The sequence below is a fragment of the Paenibacillus sp. PastF-3 genome (assembly GCF_029893135.1).
In the GTDB taxonomy this organism is placed as follows: Bacteria; Bacillota; Bacilli; order Paenibacillales; family Paenibacillaceae; genus Paenibacillus_AQ; species Paenibacillus_AQ nitricinens.
The window spans coordinates 175,832-192,792 of the sequence record NZ_JARXWM010000002.1 but is presented as its reverse complement, the minus strand read 5'-3'; the positions used below and the strand labels follow the sequence as shown (position 1 = coordinate 192,792).

Genomic DNA, 16,961 nt, shown 5'->3' with positions numbered 1-16,961 from the left:
GCGACATATACGCTTGGGGATCAGCTTCTCCGAAAAGGCCTCCTGAAGGAGTATCTGTGGAGGGGTTTTTGGCAGGAGTTTTTTTGTGTTGTATAGTAAGAGTAGTATTAAGAGAGGACGGTGAACTATGCAGCAGGAACAAAGTGAAACTTTGGATTCAAGCGCGCAGAACCCACGTAAACCCAAAAACGAAGTCTTGGAATGGATCAAGGCCATTGCGATTGCTTTAGTGTTGGTTTTTCTGATTCGCTGGCTTTTGTTCAAGCCTTTTATTGTAGATGGACCTTCCATGCAGCCTAATTTCCATACTGGAGAACGTGTTATCGTAAATGAGATTTTGTACGATATTAGATCTCCACAGCGGGGCGAGGTTATAGTATTCCACGTGCCTTCTGAGGGCAGAGATTTTATTAAACGTGTAATTGGTGTGGCTGGAGATACCGTGAAAGTAGAAGGGGATGTAGTTACAGTTAACGGAGAGGTTGTTAACGAGACATATATCCAAGGCGCTATTGATGCTGCGCATAGTAACAACGCTCTGTATAATAATAAAGACTTCCCGAATGAAAAGTTCACGGATGGTACTGTACCTGAAGGACATGTTTTCGTTATGGGAGATAATCGCTCGGATAGTACGGATAGCCGAATGATCGGTTATGTACCTCTAGGTGATATTGTGGGCCGGGCTGATTTAATCTTCTGGCCGATAAAGGATATTACACTGATTAACCATTAAGTTGACAGAAGTCAAAGGAGGTGACGGCAATGGCCATTCAATGGTTTCCTGGTCATATGACGAAGGCTAGGCGGCAAATCGAGGATAAGCTGAAGCTGATTGATGTTGTAATAGAATTGCTCGATTCCCGTCTGCCGCTTTCCAGCCGCAATCCGATGATTGACGATATTTTGCGGGACAAGCCAAGATTGATTATTTTGAACAAGGCGGATCTGGCAGATCCTGAAATTACACGGAAGTGGCTGGCGTACTTCAAGGGACAAGGGCATGTTGCTTATCCTGTTGATGCATCTACAGGAACGGGTGTTAAGGATATTCCAGAGCAGGTCAAACTGTTGTTAAAAGAAAAGATTGACCGGCAGATCACAAGGGGAATGAATCCGCGAGCTATGCGTGCATTGATCGTTGGTATTCCTAACGTTGGTAAATCAACACTCATTAACCGGATGGCTGGTAAGAGTATTGCTGCTACTGGGGACCGCCCAGGGGTAACCAAGGGTCAACAGTGGATTAAGACAGGCGGTAACTTGGAGCTTCTGGATACCCCAGGTATACTATGGCCGAGGTTTGAGGACCAAGAAGTAGGTTATCGCCTAGCGGTAACGGGTGCAATAAAGGAAGAAATCCTAAATATTGAGGACATTGCCTTTTATGCAGTGAAATATTTGGTGAAGGACTACGGTTCTAGATTTCAAGAACGCTTTGGCATTGAGAAGCTTCCTGAGGATCTGGAGAATCCAGATGAGATCGTAGCTGTTATGGAAGCTGTGGGTCGTAAACGCGGTTGTCTAATTAGCGGTGGACGTGTAGATCTGGAAAAAGCTTCGCGGGCCTTGTTACATGAGCTACGGGCAGGTAAGCTTGGACGCTTTACGCTGGAAACGCCTTAAGTGGTGTGAAAGCTGCGTTTAATGGACTAGGTATGGAAGAGCCATCCGAAATTTCGGAGGCTCTTTTTTTATGGGAATGGATCAAATTGGAACTCCTATTTTAAGATGACCATGTAAGCTTTACTATGATAAGCTGACTTATATAGATCATAGAATAATTCATAATTGGCGGTGACAAATTAGTGAGTTCGTTAGATATGTTGGCCTATGAAAAAGAAGGCTGGGAACAGTCTTATCGCCGAATAGCAGGCGTAGATGAAGTAGGAAGAGGATGCTTGTTTGGGGACGTTGTCGCAGCAGCGGTGATTTTGCCGGAGGGGCTTATTATTGATGGTGTAAATGATTCCAAAAAACTTACAGCGAAGAAGAGAGAGGCTTTATACGAGATTATAATGGAGCAAGCGCTGGCAGTGGGTGTGGGTTATGTGGATTCTAATGTTATTGATGAAATTAATATCAAGCAGGCTTCACGTCTTGCCATGAAAAAAGCGGTAGAGAGTCTGGAACACACTCCTGACTATATGCTGATCGATGCTGAAAAGGTAGATCTCCCTTTGCCGCAACAGGCAATTATTAAAGGAGATGCTAATAGTCAGTCCATTGCTGCGGCTTCGATTATTGCTAAAGTAACACGAGACAGGCTGTGTGAAGGTCTTTGGGAGGAATTATACCCTGATTATGGGATTGCGATACATAAAGGTTACGCGACCAAGCTTCACCGGGAACAAATTACAGCTCTAGGTCCAACACCTATGCATCGACGCAGTTTTATTGGGCGGATTCTCGCGGAGCAGCAAATGTTATTCTAGAAGCAATGCTTAAAAAAGTAGGATGAATACCGATATAGTAAGAAGAGAGAAAATGGAGGGAGGAGAAACGGTATGAATATCGGAACATTGATCCGTGGATTGCTTGGAGATCAAAAACCGGGTGCGGCGAAGTCTTTAGAATTAAAAGAAGGGCAAGTTGTCCGTGGTGTTGTTCTCTCTGTATCGGATTCAGGCAAAGAAGCGGTTGTGCAAATCCAAGGTACACCTGTTCGTGCGGAATTAGAGACACCATTACTGCCTGGAGAAACCATGAACTTACAGGTTGGATCACCCGGAGAAGGCGGATTGCCCGTATTGAAGCCGGTCTCCCTCGGTGAAACGGCGTTAGTCACTCCCCAAAGCATGGGTGAGGCTTTGGAGTCGCTAGGATTAGCTGATTCCAAAGCAGGTCGAGAAATCGTACTAGCGATGCAAGCAGGAGGCGTTCCGCTTACAAAAGAGACAGCGGCTTTGCTGGATGCGGTAATGAGTGCAAAACCAGCTGGTGTGCCTGCTTCAGAGTGGCTTGACGCAGCTGTCATTTCTGTAAAACGGGGACTACCCGTTACAGCTGAGAGTGTGAAAGGATTGCAGCAGGCAGTATTTGGCCCGCAGCTGCATCAGCTTTTATCAGCACTGGAAGATCAGATTACAATATGGACAGGTCAAATTGCTAATGATGAAACAATTACAGCTGAATCAAAGGCTGGAATGGGTACAAATACTGGTAAACTTGAAATCTCGGTAACTGCAGGTGCTGGAAGTGGGAATAACATGGGAGTTGTAGAGGGGGACGCTACAGAAGCAGACTCTTTACAATCGGCAGCTAAAGGAAATGGACAAGCTACAACTAAAATTGCTGATGGGACTATCGCAAGCGGAAGTACCACTCTTTCGGAAGGAGCAACTGAAGGTGCTCTGAAACCGGTTGAACAAGGTGCGCCAGTCAAGGTGACTCTTAATATAGCTTCTGAGAATGAAATGGAGATAGGAACTGGCAAGCCAGTTGTAGTTGATGAGACAGGTGAAGGGGCTCAGATCCCGAAGGGTGGTATTGTTACAGAGCCTATGGCTGGTAAATCAACACCTGCCATGATATCCGGTGCTCTAAATAGTGCTTTAAGCGCTCAAGCTGATAGTGCAGCGAATAATCCTATCCGTTCCAGTGAAGTTGAGATTCAAGGGAATGCCTTGAATTTGAATAAGGATGGGGCATTGGATAATGTTATACATGCGGATAAGAGTCTGGCTGCCTCGATGGATAAGAGAGGGGCTATGCCGGGTGGCGCGAGTGTGAGCGCCGAAGGAACTGCTGCTGGTGCGGCGCCCCACGCAGCAAGTGGTGCCGCCCTGCTCGCGAAGCTGCAGGGCGTGCTCACCGAGCTGCGCGGCAGCTTGCCGCAGCTCGCTCTGGTCCCGCCCGCTGACGCGGCGGGAGCAAGCCCTGCCCCCGCTGCTGCGCCGCGCGGGGAGACCCCGGCTGCGACGGCTTCGCCGGTGCAGCCGGACACCGCCCCACCCGCGGACGCGGAGTCGTGGGTGGGGCGGGTGCTGAAGCTGCTCGGTGCGGAGCACGAGCAGCAGGCGGTGCGCGGCGGCGCAATAGCCGCCGCTGAGACGGCCCGCGCGGCGGCAGGTACGGCCGCGCTTGGCAGTGCGGGTGTCGGTGGCGAACAAGCCACCGACACCTTAAAGGGCGTGCTGCTGCAGATCATGAGCAGCAGCGAGGTGCCGCCCGCGGTAAAAGAAGCCGCGAGCGGACTAGTGCAGCAGCTGACAGGACAACAGCTGCTGCTCAATACAGATCGAACGGCTCCTTTCGCGCAAGTAACTTTGTTCTTGCCGCTGCAAGGTCCAGATGGGCAGGAGACAGCTTCCGTTCATATTCAGTCGCGTCGGGGACGCAAGGGTGAATTAGATGCTGCCAATTGCAGGCTCTGGTTTGATTTGGATATGAAGCAGCTCGGCCAGACACTGGTTGATGTGCAGGTTGTTGATCGAATCGTTAGTCTTAAGCTGCATAATGATCATCCTTGGGTGCTTGAGCTGTTGGAACAGCGGCGTGATGACATTAAATCGGCAGTAGAATCTATTGGTTATCAGTTGTCGGGATTAAGAACTGAACCTTTGCCAGAATTAAAGCTATCTACAGAACTTGCCAATCCCCATAGTAAGCTTGTTGATTATGTTCCTGATGTTTATAAAGGAGTGGATTACCGTATATGAACGAGAATGAGCCTGTACCTCTAATTTCACAAGGGCTCAAAAAAGCGGTCGCTCTCAAATATAGCCCAGGACAAAGCGAGGCACCTGTCGTTGTTGCCAAAGGACAAGGAGCGATAGCGGATCTGATTCTGCAAAAAGCTAAAGAGAGTGGGGTTGCTGTCCAAGAGGACGCAGCTCTCGTAGAAGTTCTTTCAAAGCTCGATCTAGATCAACAGATTCCATCTGAACTTTATCAGCTAGTGGCTGAAATCCTCAGCTTTGTGTATCAGAGCGACCGTTCCGCCGGTGAACGGAGACCGGAATGAAAGAGCCATACACAAGAGAACGCTACAACCGCAAACAGAAGGGAGCCGCTGCTGAAGAAGGGGCTGTGCAGTACTTATCTACTTGTGGGTACAAGATCTTAGAACGAAATTGGCGTTGTCGAACCGGAGAACTTGATATTATTGCGGAGAACGAAGGCTGTATTATTATTGTTGAAGTTCGCAGTCGTAGTGGAGAGCTATATCAAGGGACTCCGGAGGAATCTGTGAATACAAGAAAAATACATCAAGTGCGAAATACGGCACAGGTTTATTTGCATATGAAAGGTTATGATGATCGAAGAGTAACTTTTGACGTCATTAGCATTTTACTGAATGAAGATTTAAGCATCGCTTCTTTGGGGCATATACGTGAGGCTTTTTAAGCTGCACCCCATATTCTCACGCCATTCATTATGGGCACTAGCATTCTTATGAAAAAAGTCTTTACATAGCCTCCGCACAGTGGGTCATTTCTCAAAAGAAATGGGTAAACATTAGAGTAACTTTTTAATGTCATCATGAGGAGGGCTGTTTAAGTGAAGAATAAACCTTTTGAAATGCAGGTTAGTTTTGCTTGCCAATATTGCCAGCAGAAGATTGAAGTGAAATTTACCGCAGAGCCAGTATCCGTTGTCTGTTGTGCAAATTGCAATAAGAACTTCACGGTTATGCGGCCCACTATAGCTGAGGAAATATTAATCGATTGGAAAAATGAGGCGCTATTTCAAAAAATCCGTGCTGATAAATCACAAAACAGCAATAGCAGTCTCTTAGCGCTTGTTATAAAAGTCATAGAGCTTCTTACATGGCGAGATAAAGGAAATGGACAGGTGGAAGCGATTAAAGAAATGCGTGGCTGGCTCATTGAGAATGAAGAGACTCCCCCTCTAGCTGAACTGATCCAGAGCGATAATAAAAAACGATCACATAAGCGGCGTGACTGGTGATAATCATACAAACTATGATCAAAAAAGAAAGAAGGGTGAATATGGCTAACGTTTTTTTTACATCCGACCATCATTTTGGCCATAAGTTGATTATTGATTTTGAATCCAGACCCTTTATAGATGTGGGGCAAATGAATGAAGCTATGATTGAGAGTTGGAATTTGGTAGTGAATCCGGATGATAAAGTGTTTCATTTGGGAGACTTTTCGTTTCTTAATAAGGAAGCGACACGTGCTATTGTGGAGAGGTTACATGGCTATAAGATTTTAATTCTCGGCAATCATGATCGGGGACGCGGTCGGGATTGGTGGCTTGAAGCAGGCTTTGACGAGGTTAGTGAATATCCGCTGATTTATAAGGATTTCTTCTTTCTCTCTCACGAGCCTATGTATATGAATAAACATATGCCTTACGTAAATGTGCATGGTCATATTCACGGACAAAAATATGAAGGAAAGAATTATTTTAACATTTGTGTAGAGCATTGGAGCTATAAACCATTGACTTTTGAACAGATTAGGGACTCTGTCATAGTTAGTGAAGAAGGTTAATGTGGGTCTAAATGATTATTTATGCGTGTTTATGTAATTTGATGTTTATTAATAATTCTTGATTACGCTAAGATTTCATATATATAATGAGATATGTAGCTAATTTATTACCGGAAAATAAGGAAGCACCTTTTTTCTTGAAGATGTGACACCCAAACAGGGGTGTATTTCAGGAGACGAGGTGTTTTTATGTATGGAAAAATGCATAGTGCATGTCTGTATGGAATTGAGGGGGTAATGATAGGTGTAGAAATTGATCTTGCGAATGGATTGCCACAGACAAATATCATTGGTCTGCCTGATTCTGCGATTCGTGAGGCAGTAGAACGAGTAAGAGCCGCTATTAAGAACTGTGGTTATCGTTATCCCCAGCAGCGCATTACGATAAATCTAGCACCAGCCGACTTACGAAAAGAAGGATCTGCCTTTGACCTAGCGATTGCTCTGGGGATACTGATAACTAGTGGTCAACTGATAATGCCCTCAGCCCATGAGGTGCTTTTTATTGGAGAGCTTGCGCTTGACGGTAGTCTGCGTCCAGTATCAGGTGTTCTACCAATGGTGGAAGCTGCGCGTAAGAATGGATTTAAGGCTGTACTGCTTCCTGAAGGAAATGCTGCTGAGGCAGCATTGATCAGTGGCATAAATATATACGCAATCAACCATTTGCGTGCATTACCGAACCCGGAAGAATCACCATCCAATTCAGCTAAGGGTATAAAAGGGGAAGACGAACAGAATCAACGGTATGGAAGAGTTTCCGAAGAGATGACTTCTTTATCATCTCTTCCTTTTCCTGTAACTGTGACCAAGGGGATAGAAGCTAATGAACGATCTCCGGTTCTACTTCTTTCTTTGGAACATCTTAAATATACCCCGATTTACGGTGCATCTGAGGACGCCTCATATGTAATGAACGAGATGATGGATGATTACAGTGATGTGCTAGGGCAACAACATGTAAAAAGAGCCCTAACCATTGCGGCAGCTGGCATGCATAATATACTACTTATCGGTCCACCGGGTACAGGGAAGACGATGCTGATTAAACGCCTTCCAAGTATCCTACCGAAATTGTCTGAGAGTGAGGCGCTTGAGGTAACTAAAATTTTTAGCGCAGCAGGAACTTTGAAAGATGCCCACAATGGTTTGCTGCGCAGACGTCCTTTTCGCTCCCCACATCATACGATATCAGCCGCAGGCCTTATTGGGGGTGGAGGTATTCCGAAGCCGGGAGAAGTTAGTCTTGCGCATCGAGGGATTCTCTTTTTAGATGAGTTGCCCGAATTCTCTCGGAATGTACTTGAGGTGTTACGCCAGCCGCTCGAAGACGGGGTTGTTACCATAAGTCGTGCTCGAGCTTCTTTTACCTATCCTGCAAAATTCATGCTGGCCGCATCGATGAATCCCTGTAGCTGTGGTTATTTTGGGAGTAATCTTTCTCAACAACATTGTACATGCAGCCCCGCCAGAATTGCTCAATATCGCGCAAAGATATCAGGACCCTTATTGGATCGTATTGATTTACAGGTGGATGTTCCTCGTCCAAAGGAATGGGATCGTCAGGGGCATGTTCTATCTTCGGCTGAGATGTATGCAGAGGTGATGGCAGCACAAGCGATACAGACTAAACGGTTTAAGCGCTTGCCTATTTCTTGGAATAGTGAACTTTCCGGCGCTTCCCTTCGGAGATATGCAAGCCTTAGCCGTGAAGGTGCCCAATTGCTGTATGACATTCTGGAAAATTTAGGTTTAAGCATGCGAGCGCATGATCGAATTATTAAGCTATCCCGTACAATAGCTGATTTGGAAGGCGCACCGGATATTACTTCCGCGCATCTTGCGGAAGCTGTGCAATACCGTAATTTAGACCGGCAGGCAATGACAGAAGAATAAACTAAATAGAGCAGCGATTCCCGTTATTGGCGAATCGCTGCTCTGTTTTGGGTTATTAATGTCACTCCGCTAAAAATGTTAACCTCTCTGGATAAGATCATCTGTGTCCGTAAGGGCTTCGTTTGAGATAATAATTCTCTATAGTTCCCTTACAGCACATTCAATTCTACAGCGATATTGCCGCGGGTTGCGCGGGAGTATGGACAAGCGCCATGAGCAGCCTCTACTAATGAGGCTGCAGTTTCTCTATCAACGCCTTTAACTAGCACATCAAGCTTAACCGCTATGCCAAAACCTCCATCTTCAACTTTACCAAAGCTGACTGTAGCCGTTACTTCGCTACCTTCAATTTTTACTTTTCCGAGTCGGGCAACCATGTTCAGTGCACTATCGAAACAAGCGGAATATCCAGCTGCAAATAGTTGCTCAGGATTTGTACCTTCTCCACCGGCACCTCCCATTTCGCGTGGTGTACTAATTGTAAGATTAAGCTTAGGGCTTTCTGATTCGATAAAACCGTTTCTTCCTCCTACGGCTTTAACAGTGGTTTCATACATTTTTTGCTGGATGGTCATCATTGTGTATCTCTCCAATTCCAAATTAGTTTGTGTACAATCTAATTTATCACAATTAATTATAATGTCAAATTAATTTTTTGCTATTAACATGATGTTATGAGTGAATTATGATAAAATAAGGGTATAAGGCAGGTGAATAAGATATGAAAATGAATGAAGAAGATATGCAAAAGATGACGACTACACCTGAGCTGCTGATTGAGAATCAACTCTGTTTTACGATTTATGCCTGCTCTCGTGAGATCACAAAGCTGTATCAACCTTATTTGGATAAGATCGGTTTAACATACTCGCAATATCTAGTAATGCTTGTGTTATGGGAACGGCAGCAATGTACGGTTAAAGAAATTGGTGAGGCGCTATTTTTGGATTCGGGTACGCTGACACCTCTTTTAAAACGCCTACAAGCTGCAGGCTTGATCGTACGTGAACGTTCAACACAAGATGAGCGGAAAGTTCTGATTTCCTTAACGGAACAGGGCTGGGCACTTCAAAGCAATGCGGCTTGTATTCCTGGGAAAATGATGGAAGAAACGACAATGTCCGGCGATGAGACTGTAGAGCTGCTTGAGCAGTTCAAAAGCTTGTTAAATCGTGTTCATGAGGCGAACACTCAAGATAGTAAAAAGTAAGTATAAACAGTAGTCAATGCGATCGTTCGCATTCCGGCATGAAACCAAGCGAAAAAATGTGTACGAATCATGAATATATTTAAGGAAAGCGTTTTAAAAACATGTTACACTATTCTGGGTTCCTTTATATGGCATATAGGTAAGTATAAGCTTAGTCTTATAGATTTACTCAATGTCTCTCACAGAAATAAGGCCATTCTTTTACGAGTGGTAGAGCAGTTTCTGTTGGTTCCGGAATAGTGCTGCATGTTTAGCATCAGCCTATCCCTAACCCCGCGGCAATCAAAACGGAAGGCGAGATGACAACAGGCTGCCTGTTAAGTCACCACGCTACTTTAGGAGGCTACCGCTATGAATATCCACGAGTATCAGGGAAAAGAAGTGCTTAAGAAGTACGGTGTGGCCGTACCGAATGGAAAAGTAGCTTATACAGTGGAGGAAGCGGTAGAAGCCGCAGAGTCACTGAGTACACCGGTTGTTGTAGTTAAAGCTCAGATTCATGCAGGTGGACGCGGTAAAGCTGGAGGTGTAAAGGTTGCTAAGAATATCGATGAAGTGCGTACTTACGCAACCGAAATTCTCGGCAAGACTTTAGTTACTCACCAGACTGGTCCGGAGGGTAAGGTTGTAAAGCGGCTGCTTATTGAAGAGGGCTGTCAAATTGTTAAAGAGTATTATATCGGTATTGTTGTTGATAGAGGAACTGGTCGGGTGGTTATGATGGCATCTGAAGAAGGTGGCACAGAGATTGAAGAGGTTGCAGCTACACATCCGGAGAAGATTTTTAAAGAAATCATTGATCCGGCAGTAGGTTTGCAGACATTCCAAGCTCGTAAACTAGCTTACAGCATCTCTATTCCGAATGAACTGGTAGGCAAGACTGTGAAATTCATGCAAGCGCTATATCTAGCTTTTGTGGATAAAGATTGCTCTATTGCCGAAATTAACCCATTGGTAGTTACTGCGGATGGTAATGTGATGGCTCTAGATGCTAAATTGAATTTTGACCCCAATGCTTTGTTCCGCCACAAAGATATTCAAGAGCTTCGGGACCTAGATGAAGAAGATTTGAAAGAAATCGAAGCCTCTAAGTATGACCTGAGCTATATTGCGCTTGATGGCAATATTGGTTGTATGGTGAACGGTGCAGGTCTAGCGATGGCAACGATGGATATAATTAAATATTACGGAGGCGAACCCGCCAACTTCCTTGATGTAGGGGGCGGTGCAACTACCGAGAAAGTTACAGAAGCCTTTAAAATTATTCTGTCGGATGAAAAGGTAAATGGAATTTTCGTTAATATTTTCGGCGGTATTATGCGCTGTGACGTTATTGCTAACGGTGTTGTGGAAGCGGCAAGTCAATTGGGATTGACTAAACCGCTTGTTGTACGTCTTGAAGGAACAAATGTTGGTTTAGGTAAGCAAATCTTGGCTGGATCGGGACTAAACATTGTAGCTGCTGATTCTATGGCGGACGGTGCCCGTAAGATTGTATCTCTTGTGCAATAATGGCTCGGAAGTTGAAGCCAGTTATCGTATTTGACAATATAAGTAGGGATGTGACTTAAGGCATGAGCATTCTTGTAGATAAAAATACGAAAGTTATCACGCAAGGTATTACGGGAGCAACGGGCTTGTTCCATACTAAGGGTGCGCTTGATTATGGAACTCAGATGGTTGGAGGAGTAACGCCGGGTAAAGGTGGAACAACAGTTAATATCACCCTTGAAAATGGCAGTGAAGTTAGTCTTCCGGTATTTGATACAGTCGCAGCTGCTAAAGCAGCTACTGGTGCAACTGCTAGTGTGATTTATGTACCGCCAGCATTTGCAGCAGATTCCATCATGGAGGCTGTAGATGCAGAGCTGGATTTAGTTATCTGTATTACTGAAGGTATTCCTGTGCTTGATATGGTAAAAGTCTCACGTTATATGGAAGGTCGTTCTACAGTGCTGATCGGTCCAAACTGTCCGGGTGTTATCACTCCTGGAGAGTGTAAGATTGGAATCATGCCTGGCTATATTCATATGCCTGGTTATGTAGGAGTGGTCTCGCGCAGCGGAACGCTAACCTATGAGGCGGTTCATCAGCTGACCACGCGTGGAATTGGGCAGTCTTCGGCTGTAGGTATTGGCGGGGACCCTGTTAAAGGCTCCGAGTTTATTGATATTTTGAGGCTGTTTAATGAAGATCCGGGTACGAAGGCAGTTATCATGATCGGAGAGATCGGTGGTACGGCTGAGGAAGAAGCAGCGGAGTGGATTCGTGAACACATGACCAAGCCAGTAGTAGGCTTCATTGGAGGGGCAACTGCACCTCCAGGCAAGCGTATGGGGCATGCTGGTGCTATCATTTCTGGAGGGAAAGGTACAGCTAGCGAAAAAATTGCCGTACTGGAAGCTTGCGGAATTAAGGTAGCCCCTACGCCTGCTGAAATGGGTTCGACACTCGTAAGTGTGCTTGAAGAGCGCGGTATTCTCAATGCTTTTACATCGCACTAATTAGTGTAATTAAGACAGAGAAATCGCTCCGCGTAGTGAGGTTATTTCGTGTATAATTAATTAAAGAGGTAAGCAACCTTTTGTTCCTATTTAGGGATAAAAGGTTGCTTTTTTTATTTTAAATAGAAATTTATTGAATTTAAAGAAATACTTGCGTTTTCAAGATGTGTAACACAAAATAGGGAAGGCTAGGCCTTCCATGTTAAGGGGCGAAAAAGACTATGGAAGAACGGGAACTACTATTCGGTTTTAATGAAGTGGAAGGCATTGGCTGGAAAACGATCGACAAGATTCGCAGAGCTGGGCTCTTGTCAGAAAAAGCATTTTCTTGTAGCCCGGAAGACTGGGAAAAGGTTGGATTGAGTGAGAAAATGTCGATTCAGCTTGCTTCTATATATACGTTGGAGTGGATAGCAAGCCGCCGCTTACTAATGGAAGAAAGTTTTGTGAACATGATTACGATTTTTGATGCAGACTATCCAAATTTATTGAAGGAGACGGCTCAGCCACCATGGATTCTTTATTATCGTGGGCGTTTGGATCTGTTATCGACACCCAGTGTAGCGATGGTCGGTACTCGTGTGCCAACAGCTTATGGACGGAAGGTAGGGGAGATCCTCACGATAGAGCTTAGTGAAGCAGGTCTGACAGTGGTTAGCGGATTAGCTAGGGGGATTGATAGCGTTTGTCATGAAGCTGCGCTAAGAAGCGGTGGAGGCACAATAGCGGTAGTAGCTACAGGTCTGGATCGGGTCTACCCGCCTGAGAATAAGGAGCTTGAACGATTGATTTCCCGTGATGGGCTAGTGCTAACAGAGTATCCCCTTGGAACCAAAAGCCATCCAGGGTTGTTTCCGCAGCGCAATCGAATTATTGCGGGCCTCACATACGGGACAGTGGTTGTAGAGGCGGATAGTAGAAGTGGATCACTCATTACTGCAGATGCTGCCTTGGAGGCAGGACGGGATGTTTTTGCTGTCCCTGGACCTATTACGTCTCCCAAAAGTAGAGGGGCTCTTGATCTGATTAAACAGGGGGCAAAGCTGGTAACCGGTGCACTAGATATTTTAGAAGAATACACTTCTTTTCTCCCGACAAACCTCTCAAAAACGGGTGAAAGCGGTCCCCCTAAACAGGTGGTTGACGATTTGGTAATTGAAAAGAAATTGACAAATGAGGAGTTACACCTATACCATATACTGCATCAAGGCCCCTTTATTTTGGACGATCTGCTTGTGAGGACAGGATGGGATTTTGGACATTTGCATTCAGTTCTGTTATCTTTAATCATAAAAAAAGCGGTAGCACAATTACCAGGAGCTATTTATAAGGTAATTTAATATAGAGGTACGAGTGTTAACGAGGAGGAAGAGTCTATGGCAGATGCATTGGTTATTGTCGAATCGCCCGCGAAAGCGAAGACAATTGGCAAATATCTAGGTAGTAAATATATTGTAAAGGCATCTATGGGACATATTAGGGACTTGCCGAAGAGTCAAACCGGCGTCGAAGTTGAAAATAATTTTAACCCTAAGTATATTACTATCCGTGGTAAAGGTTCCATATTGAAGGAATTGAAAGACGCTAGTAAAAAAGTGAAAAAAGTTTATCTCGCAGCTGACCCTGACCGCGAAGGAGAAGCGATCGCATGGCACTTGGCGCATGCATTAAATTTAGATCAAACACAGGAATGCCGAGTTGTATTTAATGAGATCACCAAACAAGCGGTGAAGGATGCTTTTAAGACGCCACGTAAGATTAACATGGATCTTGTGAATGCACAGCAGGCAAGACGTATACTGGATCGGCTGGTAGGTTACAAGATTAGCCCCCTATTATGGAAGAAAGTCAAAAAAGGGTTATCTGCTGGTCGTGTTCAATCTGTAGCTGTAAAGATCATAATGGATCGTGAGAATGAAATCTCCGCTTTTGTACCTACTGAATATTGGAGTATTACCGCTAAACTTGGGATTCGAGATTCCGTCTTTGAAGCTAAGTTCCATAAGCTGAATGGTGTGAAGAAAGAACTTAATCAAGAAAGCGATGTTCAAGAGATCCTTGAGGCAATCAAGAACGCAGCTTTTAAGGTAAGTAAAGTGAAGGAGAAGGAAAGACAACGACATCCTTCGGCTCCTTTTACAACAAGTTCACTTCAACAGGAAGCAGCTCGTAAGCTTGGATTCCGTGCAGCTAAGACCATGTCTGTTGCCCAGCAATTATACGAAGGTGTGGAACTAGGCAAAGAGGGAACCGTAGGTTTGATCACCTATATGCGTACGGACTCGACACGCTTATCTGTCACTGCACAGGATGAAGCTAAAGAGCTGATCACTGCTAAGTATGGTGAAAAGTTCTTACCTGAAACCCCCCGCCAGTATTCGAAGAAAGCGGCTGGAGCACAAGAAGCGCATGAAGCGATTCGACCAACTTCGGCACTTCGGGAACCGGAAATGGTCAAAGAGTTCTTAAGCCGGGATCAATTCCGTCTTTATAAGCTGGTGTGGGAGCGGTTCGTATCCAGTCAAATGGCTTCGGCTCTTCTGGATACACTCTCGGTTGATATAGAAGCAGGTACAGCCACTTTCAGAGCGGTGGGTTCGAAGGTTTCATTCCCAGGGTTCATGAAGGTTTACGTGGAAGGTAATGATGATGGAACTACAGATGAAGATAAGTATTTACCGCCTCTTGAAGCGGGAGATGCTTTAAATAAGCAAGAGATCGAGCCGAAGCAGCATTTTACACAGCCACCACCGCGATATACAGAAGCAAGGCTTGTAAAGACACTTGAGGAATTAGGGATAGGACGCCCAAGTACGTATGCACCAACGCTTGAAACGATTCAGAAGCGTGGTTATGTAGCGATTGAAGAGAAAAAATTCATGCCTACAGAGCTTGGAGAACTAGTCATCGAGCAGATGGAACAATTTTTCCCGGAAATATTGAACGTAGAGTTTACGGCTAATATGGAAGGAGATCTTGACCATGTGGAAGAAGGGTCAGAAGATTGGGTGAAGGTTCTTGCCGAATTTTACGAGTCTTTCGAGAAGCGCTTATTGTTTGCCGAAGAAGAAATGAAAGAAATCGAGATTGAAGATGAAGTCTCTGATGAGATCTGCGAGAAATGTGGTAAACCACTTGTATATAAATTAGGACGCTTTGGGAAGTTTCTAGCATGTTCTGGTTTTCCAGATTGCCGAAATACGAAGCCGATTATCAAAGATATAGGTGTAACTTGCCCTAAATGTAATGAAGGTAAAGTTGTAGAGCGTCGTAGCAAAAAAGGGCGTGTCTTCTATGGCTGCGATCAATATCCTGGCTGTGATTTCGTCTCTTGGGATAGACCATCCACTAAGCCATGTCCATCTTGCGGGGCTTGGATGATTGAGAAACGCAATAAGCAAGGCACCAAACTGCAATGTACGTCTTGTGACCATACAGAGGCAGTTTTAGACAACGAAGAAGAGTTAGCAGAATAATAGTCTCTACAGGAGGAAATAAGACAGTGACAGATACAGCAAAGGTAACAGTAATTGGAGCAGGTCTCGCAGGAAGTGAAGCGGCCTGGCAAATAGCCTCTCAAGGCGTACCGGTAAGATTGTATGAAATGAGACCCGTGGTGAAAACGCCAGCTCACCACACGAATCAATTCGCAGAACTAGTATGCAGCAACTCCTTGCGTGCAAATGGTTTAGGCAATGCAGTGGGTGTATTAAAGGAAGAAATGCGGCGCTTAAACTCTCTTGTATTAGGTGCTGCGGATCGCCACGCTGTACCTGCTGGTGGTGCACTTGCCGTGGATCGGGATGGTTTCTCGGGAGAAATTACGAGTACATTGCATAATCATCCGCTCGTGGAAGTCATAAATGAAGAACTTACGCATATACCGGAGGAAGGGATTGTTGTTATTGCAACGGGTCCACTAACTTCCCCTGCATTATCTGCTGAAATTAAGGGTCTATTAGGTGAAGAGTATTTCTATTTTTATGATGCTGCTGCACCGATTGTTGAGAAGGACAGTATTGATATGAATAAAGTGTATCTGGCTTCCCGTTATGACAAAGGGGAAGCAGCATATCTGAACTGTCCTATGACTGAAGAGGAGTTTGACGTGTTTTATGATGCGTTGATTTCTGCAGAGACGGCGGCGCTCAAGGATTTTGAGAAAGAGATATACTTTGAGGGCTGTATGCCTATCGAAATCATGATGAAGCGCGGTAAGCAAACAGCATTGTTTGGTCCGATGAAGCCAGTAGGTCTTATCAATCCGCACACAGGTAAGCTACCTTACGCGGTGGTACAGCTTCGTCAGGATAACGCTGCTGGAACGCTTTACAATCTGGTGGGTTTTCAAACGCACTTGAAATGGGGCGAACAAAAGCGGGTATTTTCGCTGATTCCAGGTCTTGAGAACGCTGAATACGTTCGATATGGTGTAATGCACAGAAATACCTTTATTAATTCTCCTAAACTCTTGCATCCTACTTATCAAATGAAGGGTAAAGAAAGGCTGTATTTTGCTGGACAGATGACTGGCGTGGAAGGTTATGTGGAATCAGCAGCTTCAGGTCTGATTGCCGGCATTAACGCTGCTAGAGCCGCACTGGGTCAAGAAGGACTGATCTTCCCGCAAGACACGGTGCTCGGTAGTATGCCTGCTTATATCACTTCCGCTGATCCGGAGCATTTTCAGCCTATGAATGCCAATTTTGGTCTTCTACCGAAGGTGGAGAAGAAAATCCGTAATAAGAAAGAAAAAAATGAGATGTTAGCGCATCGTGCACTAGACAGTCTTGCCGAGTACGCCAATCGTACGGGCCTCGCTTATATAGAGCCGGAGGTTATCGATACCCAAGAATAAGCGCCTTCGGCGTCCTAATAAGGATGATA

16 protein-coding genes are annotated in these 16,961 nt (G+C 45.0%); 15 read left to right on the top strand and 1 reads right to left on the bottom strand.

Annotated features, from left to right (window positions below; all coding sequences use genetic code 11):
• Positions 1-127: 127 nt before the first annotated feature.
• The 9 genes from lepB to M2444_RS04790 all read left to right on the top strand — a co-directional run bounded on the left by lepB (position 128) and on the right by M2444_RS04790 (position 8,360).
• Positions 128-736 carry a signal peptidase I gene (gene lepB, locus M2444_RS04830; RefSeq protein ID WP_094869589.1) on the top strand — a complete coding sequence of 203 codons (609 nt, stop codon included), beginning with the start codon at positions 128-130 and terminating at the stop codon, positions 734-736.
• Between the two features lie 29 nt (positions 737-765).
• Positions 766-1,626 carry a ribosome biogenesis GTPase YlqF gene (gene ylqF, locus M2444_RS04825; RefSeq protein WP_094869590.1) on the top strand — a complete coding sequence of 287 codons (861 nt, stop codon included), beginning with the start codon at positions 766-768 and terminating at the stop codon, positions 1,624-1,626.
• A 197-nt stretch (positions 1,627-1,823) separates the two neighbouring features.
• Entirely contained in the window at positions 1,824-2,435 is a 612-nt protein-coding gene (locus M2444_RS04820) for a ribonuclease HII (protein WP_094869591.1), read from the top strand.
• A gap of 72 nt (positions 2,436-2,507) precedes the next feature.
• A complete protein-coding gene (locus M2444_RS04815; protein WP_280786411.1) occupies positions 2,508-4,661 on the top strand; it encodes a DNA ligase in 2,154 nt (717 codons plus the stop codon).
• Complete coding sequence (locus tag M2444_RS04810; protein WP_094876033.1) at positions 4,658-4,966, top strand: EscU/YscU/HrcU family type III secretion system export apparatus switch protein; 309 nt, start codon at positions 4,658-4,660, stop codon at positions 4,964-4,966. Before M2444_RS04815 ends, M2444_RS04810 begins: the two co-directional genes overlap by 4 nt.
• Complete coding sequence (locus M2444_RS04805; RefSeq protein WP_094869594.1) at positions 4,963-5,349, top strand: YraN family protein; 387 nt, start codon at positions 4,963-4,965, stop codon at positions 5,347-5,349. The genes M2444_RS04810 and M2444_RS04805 overlap by 4 nt, the downstream gene beginning before the upstream one ends.
• Positions 5,350-5,502: 153 nt before the next feature.
• A complete protein-coding gene (locus M2444_RS04800; RefSeq protein WP_094876032.1) occupies positions 5,503-5,913 on the top strand; it encodes a hypothetical protein in 411 nt (136 codons plus the stop codon).
• A 41-nt stretch (positions 5,914-5,954) separates the two neighbouring features.
• Positions 5,955-6,464: a phosphoesterase gene (locus M2444_RS04795; protein ID WP_280786410.1), complete on the top strand. Its 510-nt coding sequence runs from the start codon at positions 5,955-5,957 to the stop codon at positions 6,462-6,464.
• Positions 6,465-6,653: 189 nt separating this feature from the next.
• Entirely contained in the window at positions 6,654-8,360 is a 1,707-nt protein-coding gene (locus M2444_RS04790; RefSeq protein WP_280786409.1) for a YifB family Mg chelatase-like AAA ATPase, read from the top strand.
• 149 nt (positions 8,361-8,509) lie between these two features.
• Here the strand turns inward: M2444_RS04790 and M2444_RS04785 are convergent, their stop codons facing one another.
• On the bottom strand, positions 8,510-8,938 hold the full coding sequence (locus M2444_RS04785) for an organic hydroperoxide resistance protein (RefSeq protein ID WP_094869598.1): 429 nt from the start codon (positions 8,936-8,938) through the stop codon (positions 8,510-8,512).
• A 143-nt stretch (positions 8,939-9,081) separates the two neighbouring features.
• Here M2444_RS04785 and M2444_RS04780 point away from each other — a divergent pair, with 143 nt between their 5' ends.
• From M2444_RS04780 to trmFO, 6 genes are all read left to right on the top strand, one after another.
• On the top strand, positions 9,082-9,570 hold the full coding sequence (locus M2444_RS04780; protein WP_269321761.1) for a MarR family winged helix-turn-helix transcriptional regulator: 489 nt from the start codon (positions 9,082-9,084) through the stop codon (positions 9,568-9,570).
• Between the two features lie 351 nt (positions 9,571-9,921).
• Entirely contained in the window at positions 9,922-11,082 is a 1,161-nt protein-coding gene (gene sucC, locus M2444_RS04775; protein ID WP_042128955.1) for an ADP-forming succinate--CoA ligase subunit beta, read from the top strand.
• A gap of 62 nt (positions 11,083-11,144) precedes the next feature.
• The gene (sucD, locus tag M2444_RS04770) at positions 11,145-12,074 is read left to right on the top strand and encodes a succinate--CoA ligase subunit alpha (RefSeq protein WP_094869599.1); all 930 of its coding nucleotides are present in this window, start codon (positions 11,145-11,147) and stop codon (positions 12,072-12,074) included.
• Between the two features lie 221 nt (positions 12,075-12,295).
• Complete coding sequence (gene dprA, locus M2444_RS04765; RefSeq protein WP_280786408.1) at positions 12,296-13,414, top strand: DNA-processing protein DprA; 1,119 nt, start codon at positions 12,296-12,298, stop codon at positions 13,412-13,414.
• A 36-nt stretch (positions 13,415-13,450) separates the two neighbouring features.
• Positions 13,451-15,550 (top strand): type I DNA topoisomerase, encoded by a 2,100-nt coding sequence (gene topA / locus M2444_RS04760; protein WP_094869601.1) that lies wholly within the window; start codon positions 13,451-13,453, stop codon positions 15,548-15,550.
• Complete coding sequence (trmFO, locus tag M2444_RS04755) at positions 15,550-16,932, top strand: FADH(2)-oxidizing methylenetetrahydrofolate--tRNA-(uracil(54)-C(5))-methyltransferase TrmFO (protein ID WP_143812119.1); 1,383 nt, start codon at positions 15,550-15,552, stop codon at positions 16,930-16,932. The genes topA and trmFO overlap by 1 nt, the downstream gene beginning before the upstream one ends.
• Positions 16,933-16,961: the final 29 nt, after the last annotated feature.

What these genes read in the sequence shown, in the direction of transcription:
- lepB (WP_094869589.1), top strand. Translation starts at nt 128, where the DNA reads ATGCAGCAGGAACAAAGTGAAACTTTGGATTCAAGCGCGCAGAACCCA.
- ylqF (WP_094869590.1), top strand. Translation starts at nt 766, where the DNA reads ATGGCCATTCAATGGTTTCCTGGTCATATGACGAAGGCTAGGCGGCAA.
- M2444_RS04820 (WP_094869591.1), top strand. Translation starts at nt 1,824, where the DNA reads ATGTTGGCCTATGAAAAAGAAGGCTGGGAACAGTCTTATCGCCGAATA.
- M2444_RS04815 (WP_280786411.1), top strand. Translation starts at nt 2,508, where the DNA reads ATGAATATCGGAACATTGATCCGTGGATTGCTTGGAGATCAAAAACCG.
- M2444_RS04810 (WP_094876033.1), top strand. Translation starts at nt 4,658, where the DNA reads ATGAACGAGAATGAGCCTGTACCTCTAATTTCACAAGGGCTCAAAAAA.
- M2444_RS04805 (WP_094869594.1), top strand. Translation starts at nt 4,963, where the DNA reads ATGAAAGAGCCATACACAAGAGAACGCTACAACCGCAAACAGAAGGGA.
- M2444_RS04795 (WP_280786410.1), top strand. Translation starts at nt 5,955, where the DNA reads ATGGCTAACGTTTTTTTTACATCCGACCATCATTTTGGCCATAAGTTG.
- M2444_RS04790 (WP_280786409.1), top strand. Translation starts at nt 6,654, where the DNA reads ATGTATGGAAAAATGCATAGTGCATGTCTGTATGGAATTGAGGGGGTA.
- M2444_RS04785 (WP_094869598.1), bottom strand. Translation starts at nt 8,938, where the DNA reads ATGATGACCATCCAGCAAAAAATGTATGAAACCACTGTTAAAGCCGTA.
- M2444_RS04780 (WP_269321761.1), top strand. Translation starts at nt 9,082, where the DNA reads ATGAAAATGAATGAAGAAGATATGCAAAAGATGACGACTACACCTGAG.
- sucC (WP_042128955.1), top strand. Translation starts at nt 9,922, where the DNA reads ATGAATATCCACGAGTATCAGGGAAAAGAAGTGCTTAAGAAGTACGGT.
- sucD (WP_094869599.1), top strand. Translation starts at nt 11,145, where the DNA reads ATGAGCATTCTTGTAGATAAAAATACGAAAGTTATCACGCAAGGTATT.
- dprA (WP_280786408.1), top strand. Translation starts at nt 12,296, where the DNA reads ATGGAAGAACGGGAACTACTATTCGGTTTTAATGAAGTGGAAGGCATT.
- topA (WP_094869601.1), top strand. Translation starts at nt 13,451, where the DNA reads ATGGCAGATGCATTGGTTATTGTCGAATCGCCCGCGAAAGCGAAGACA.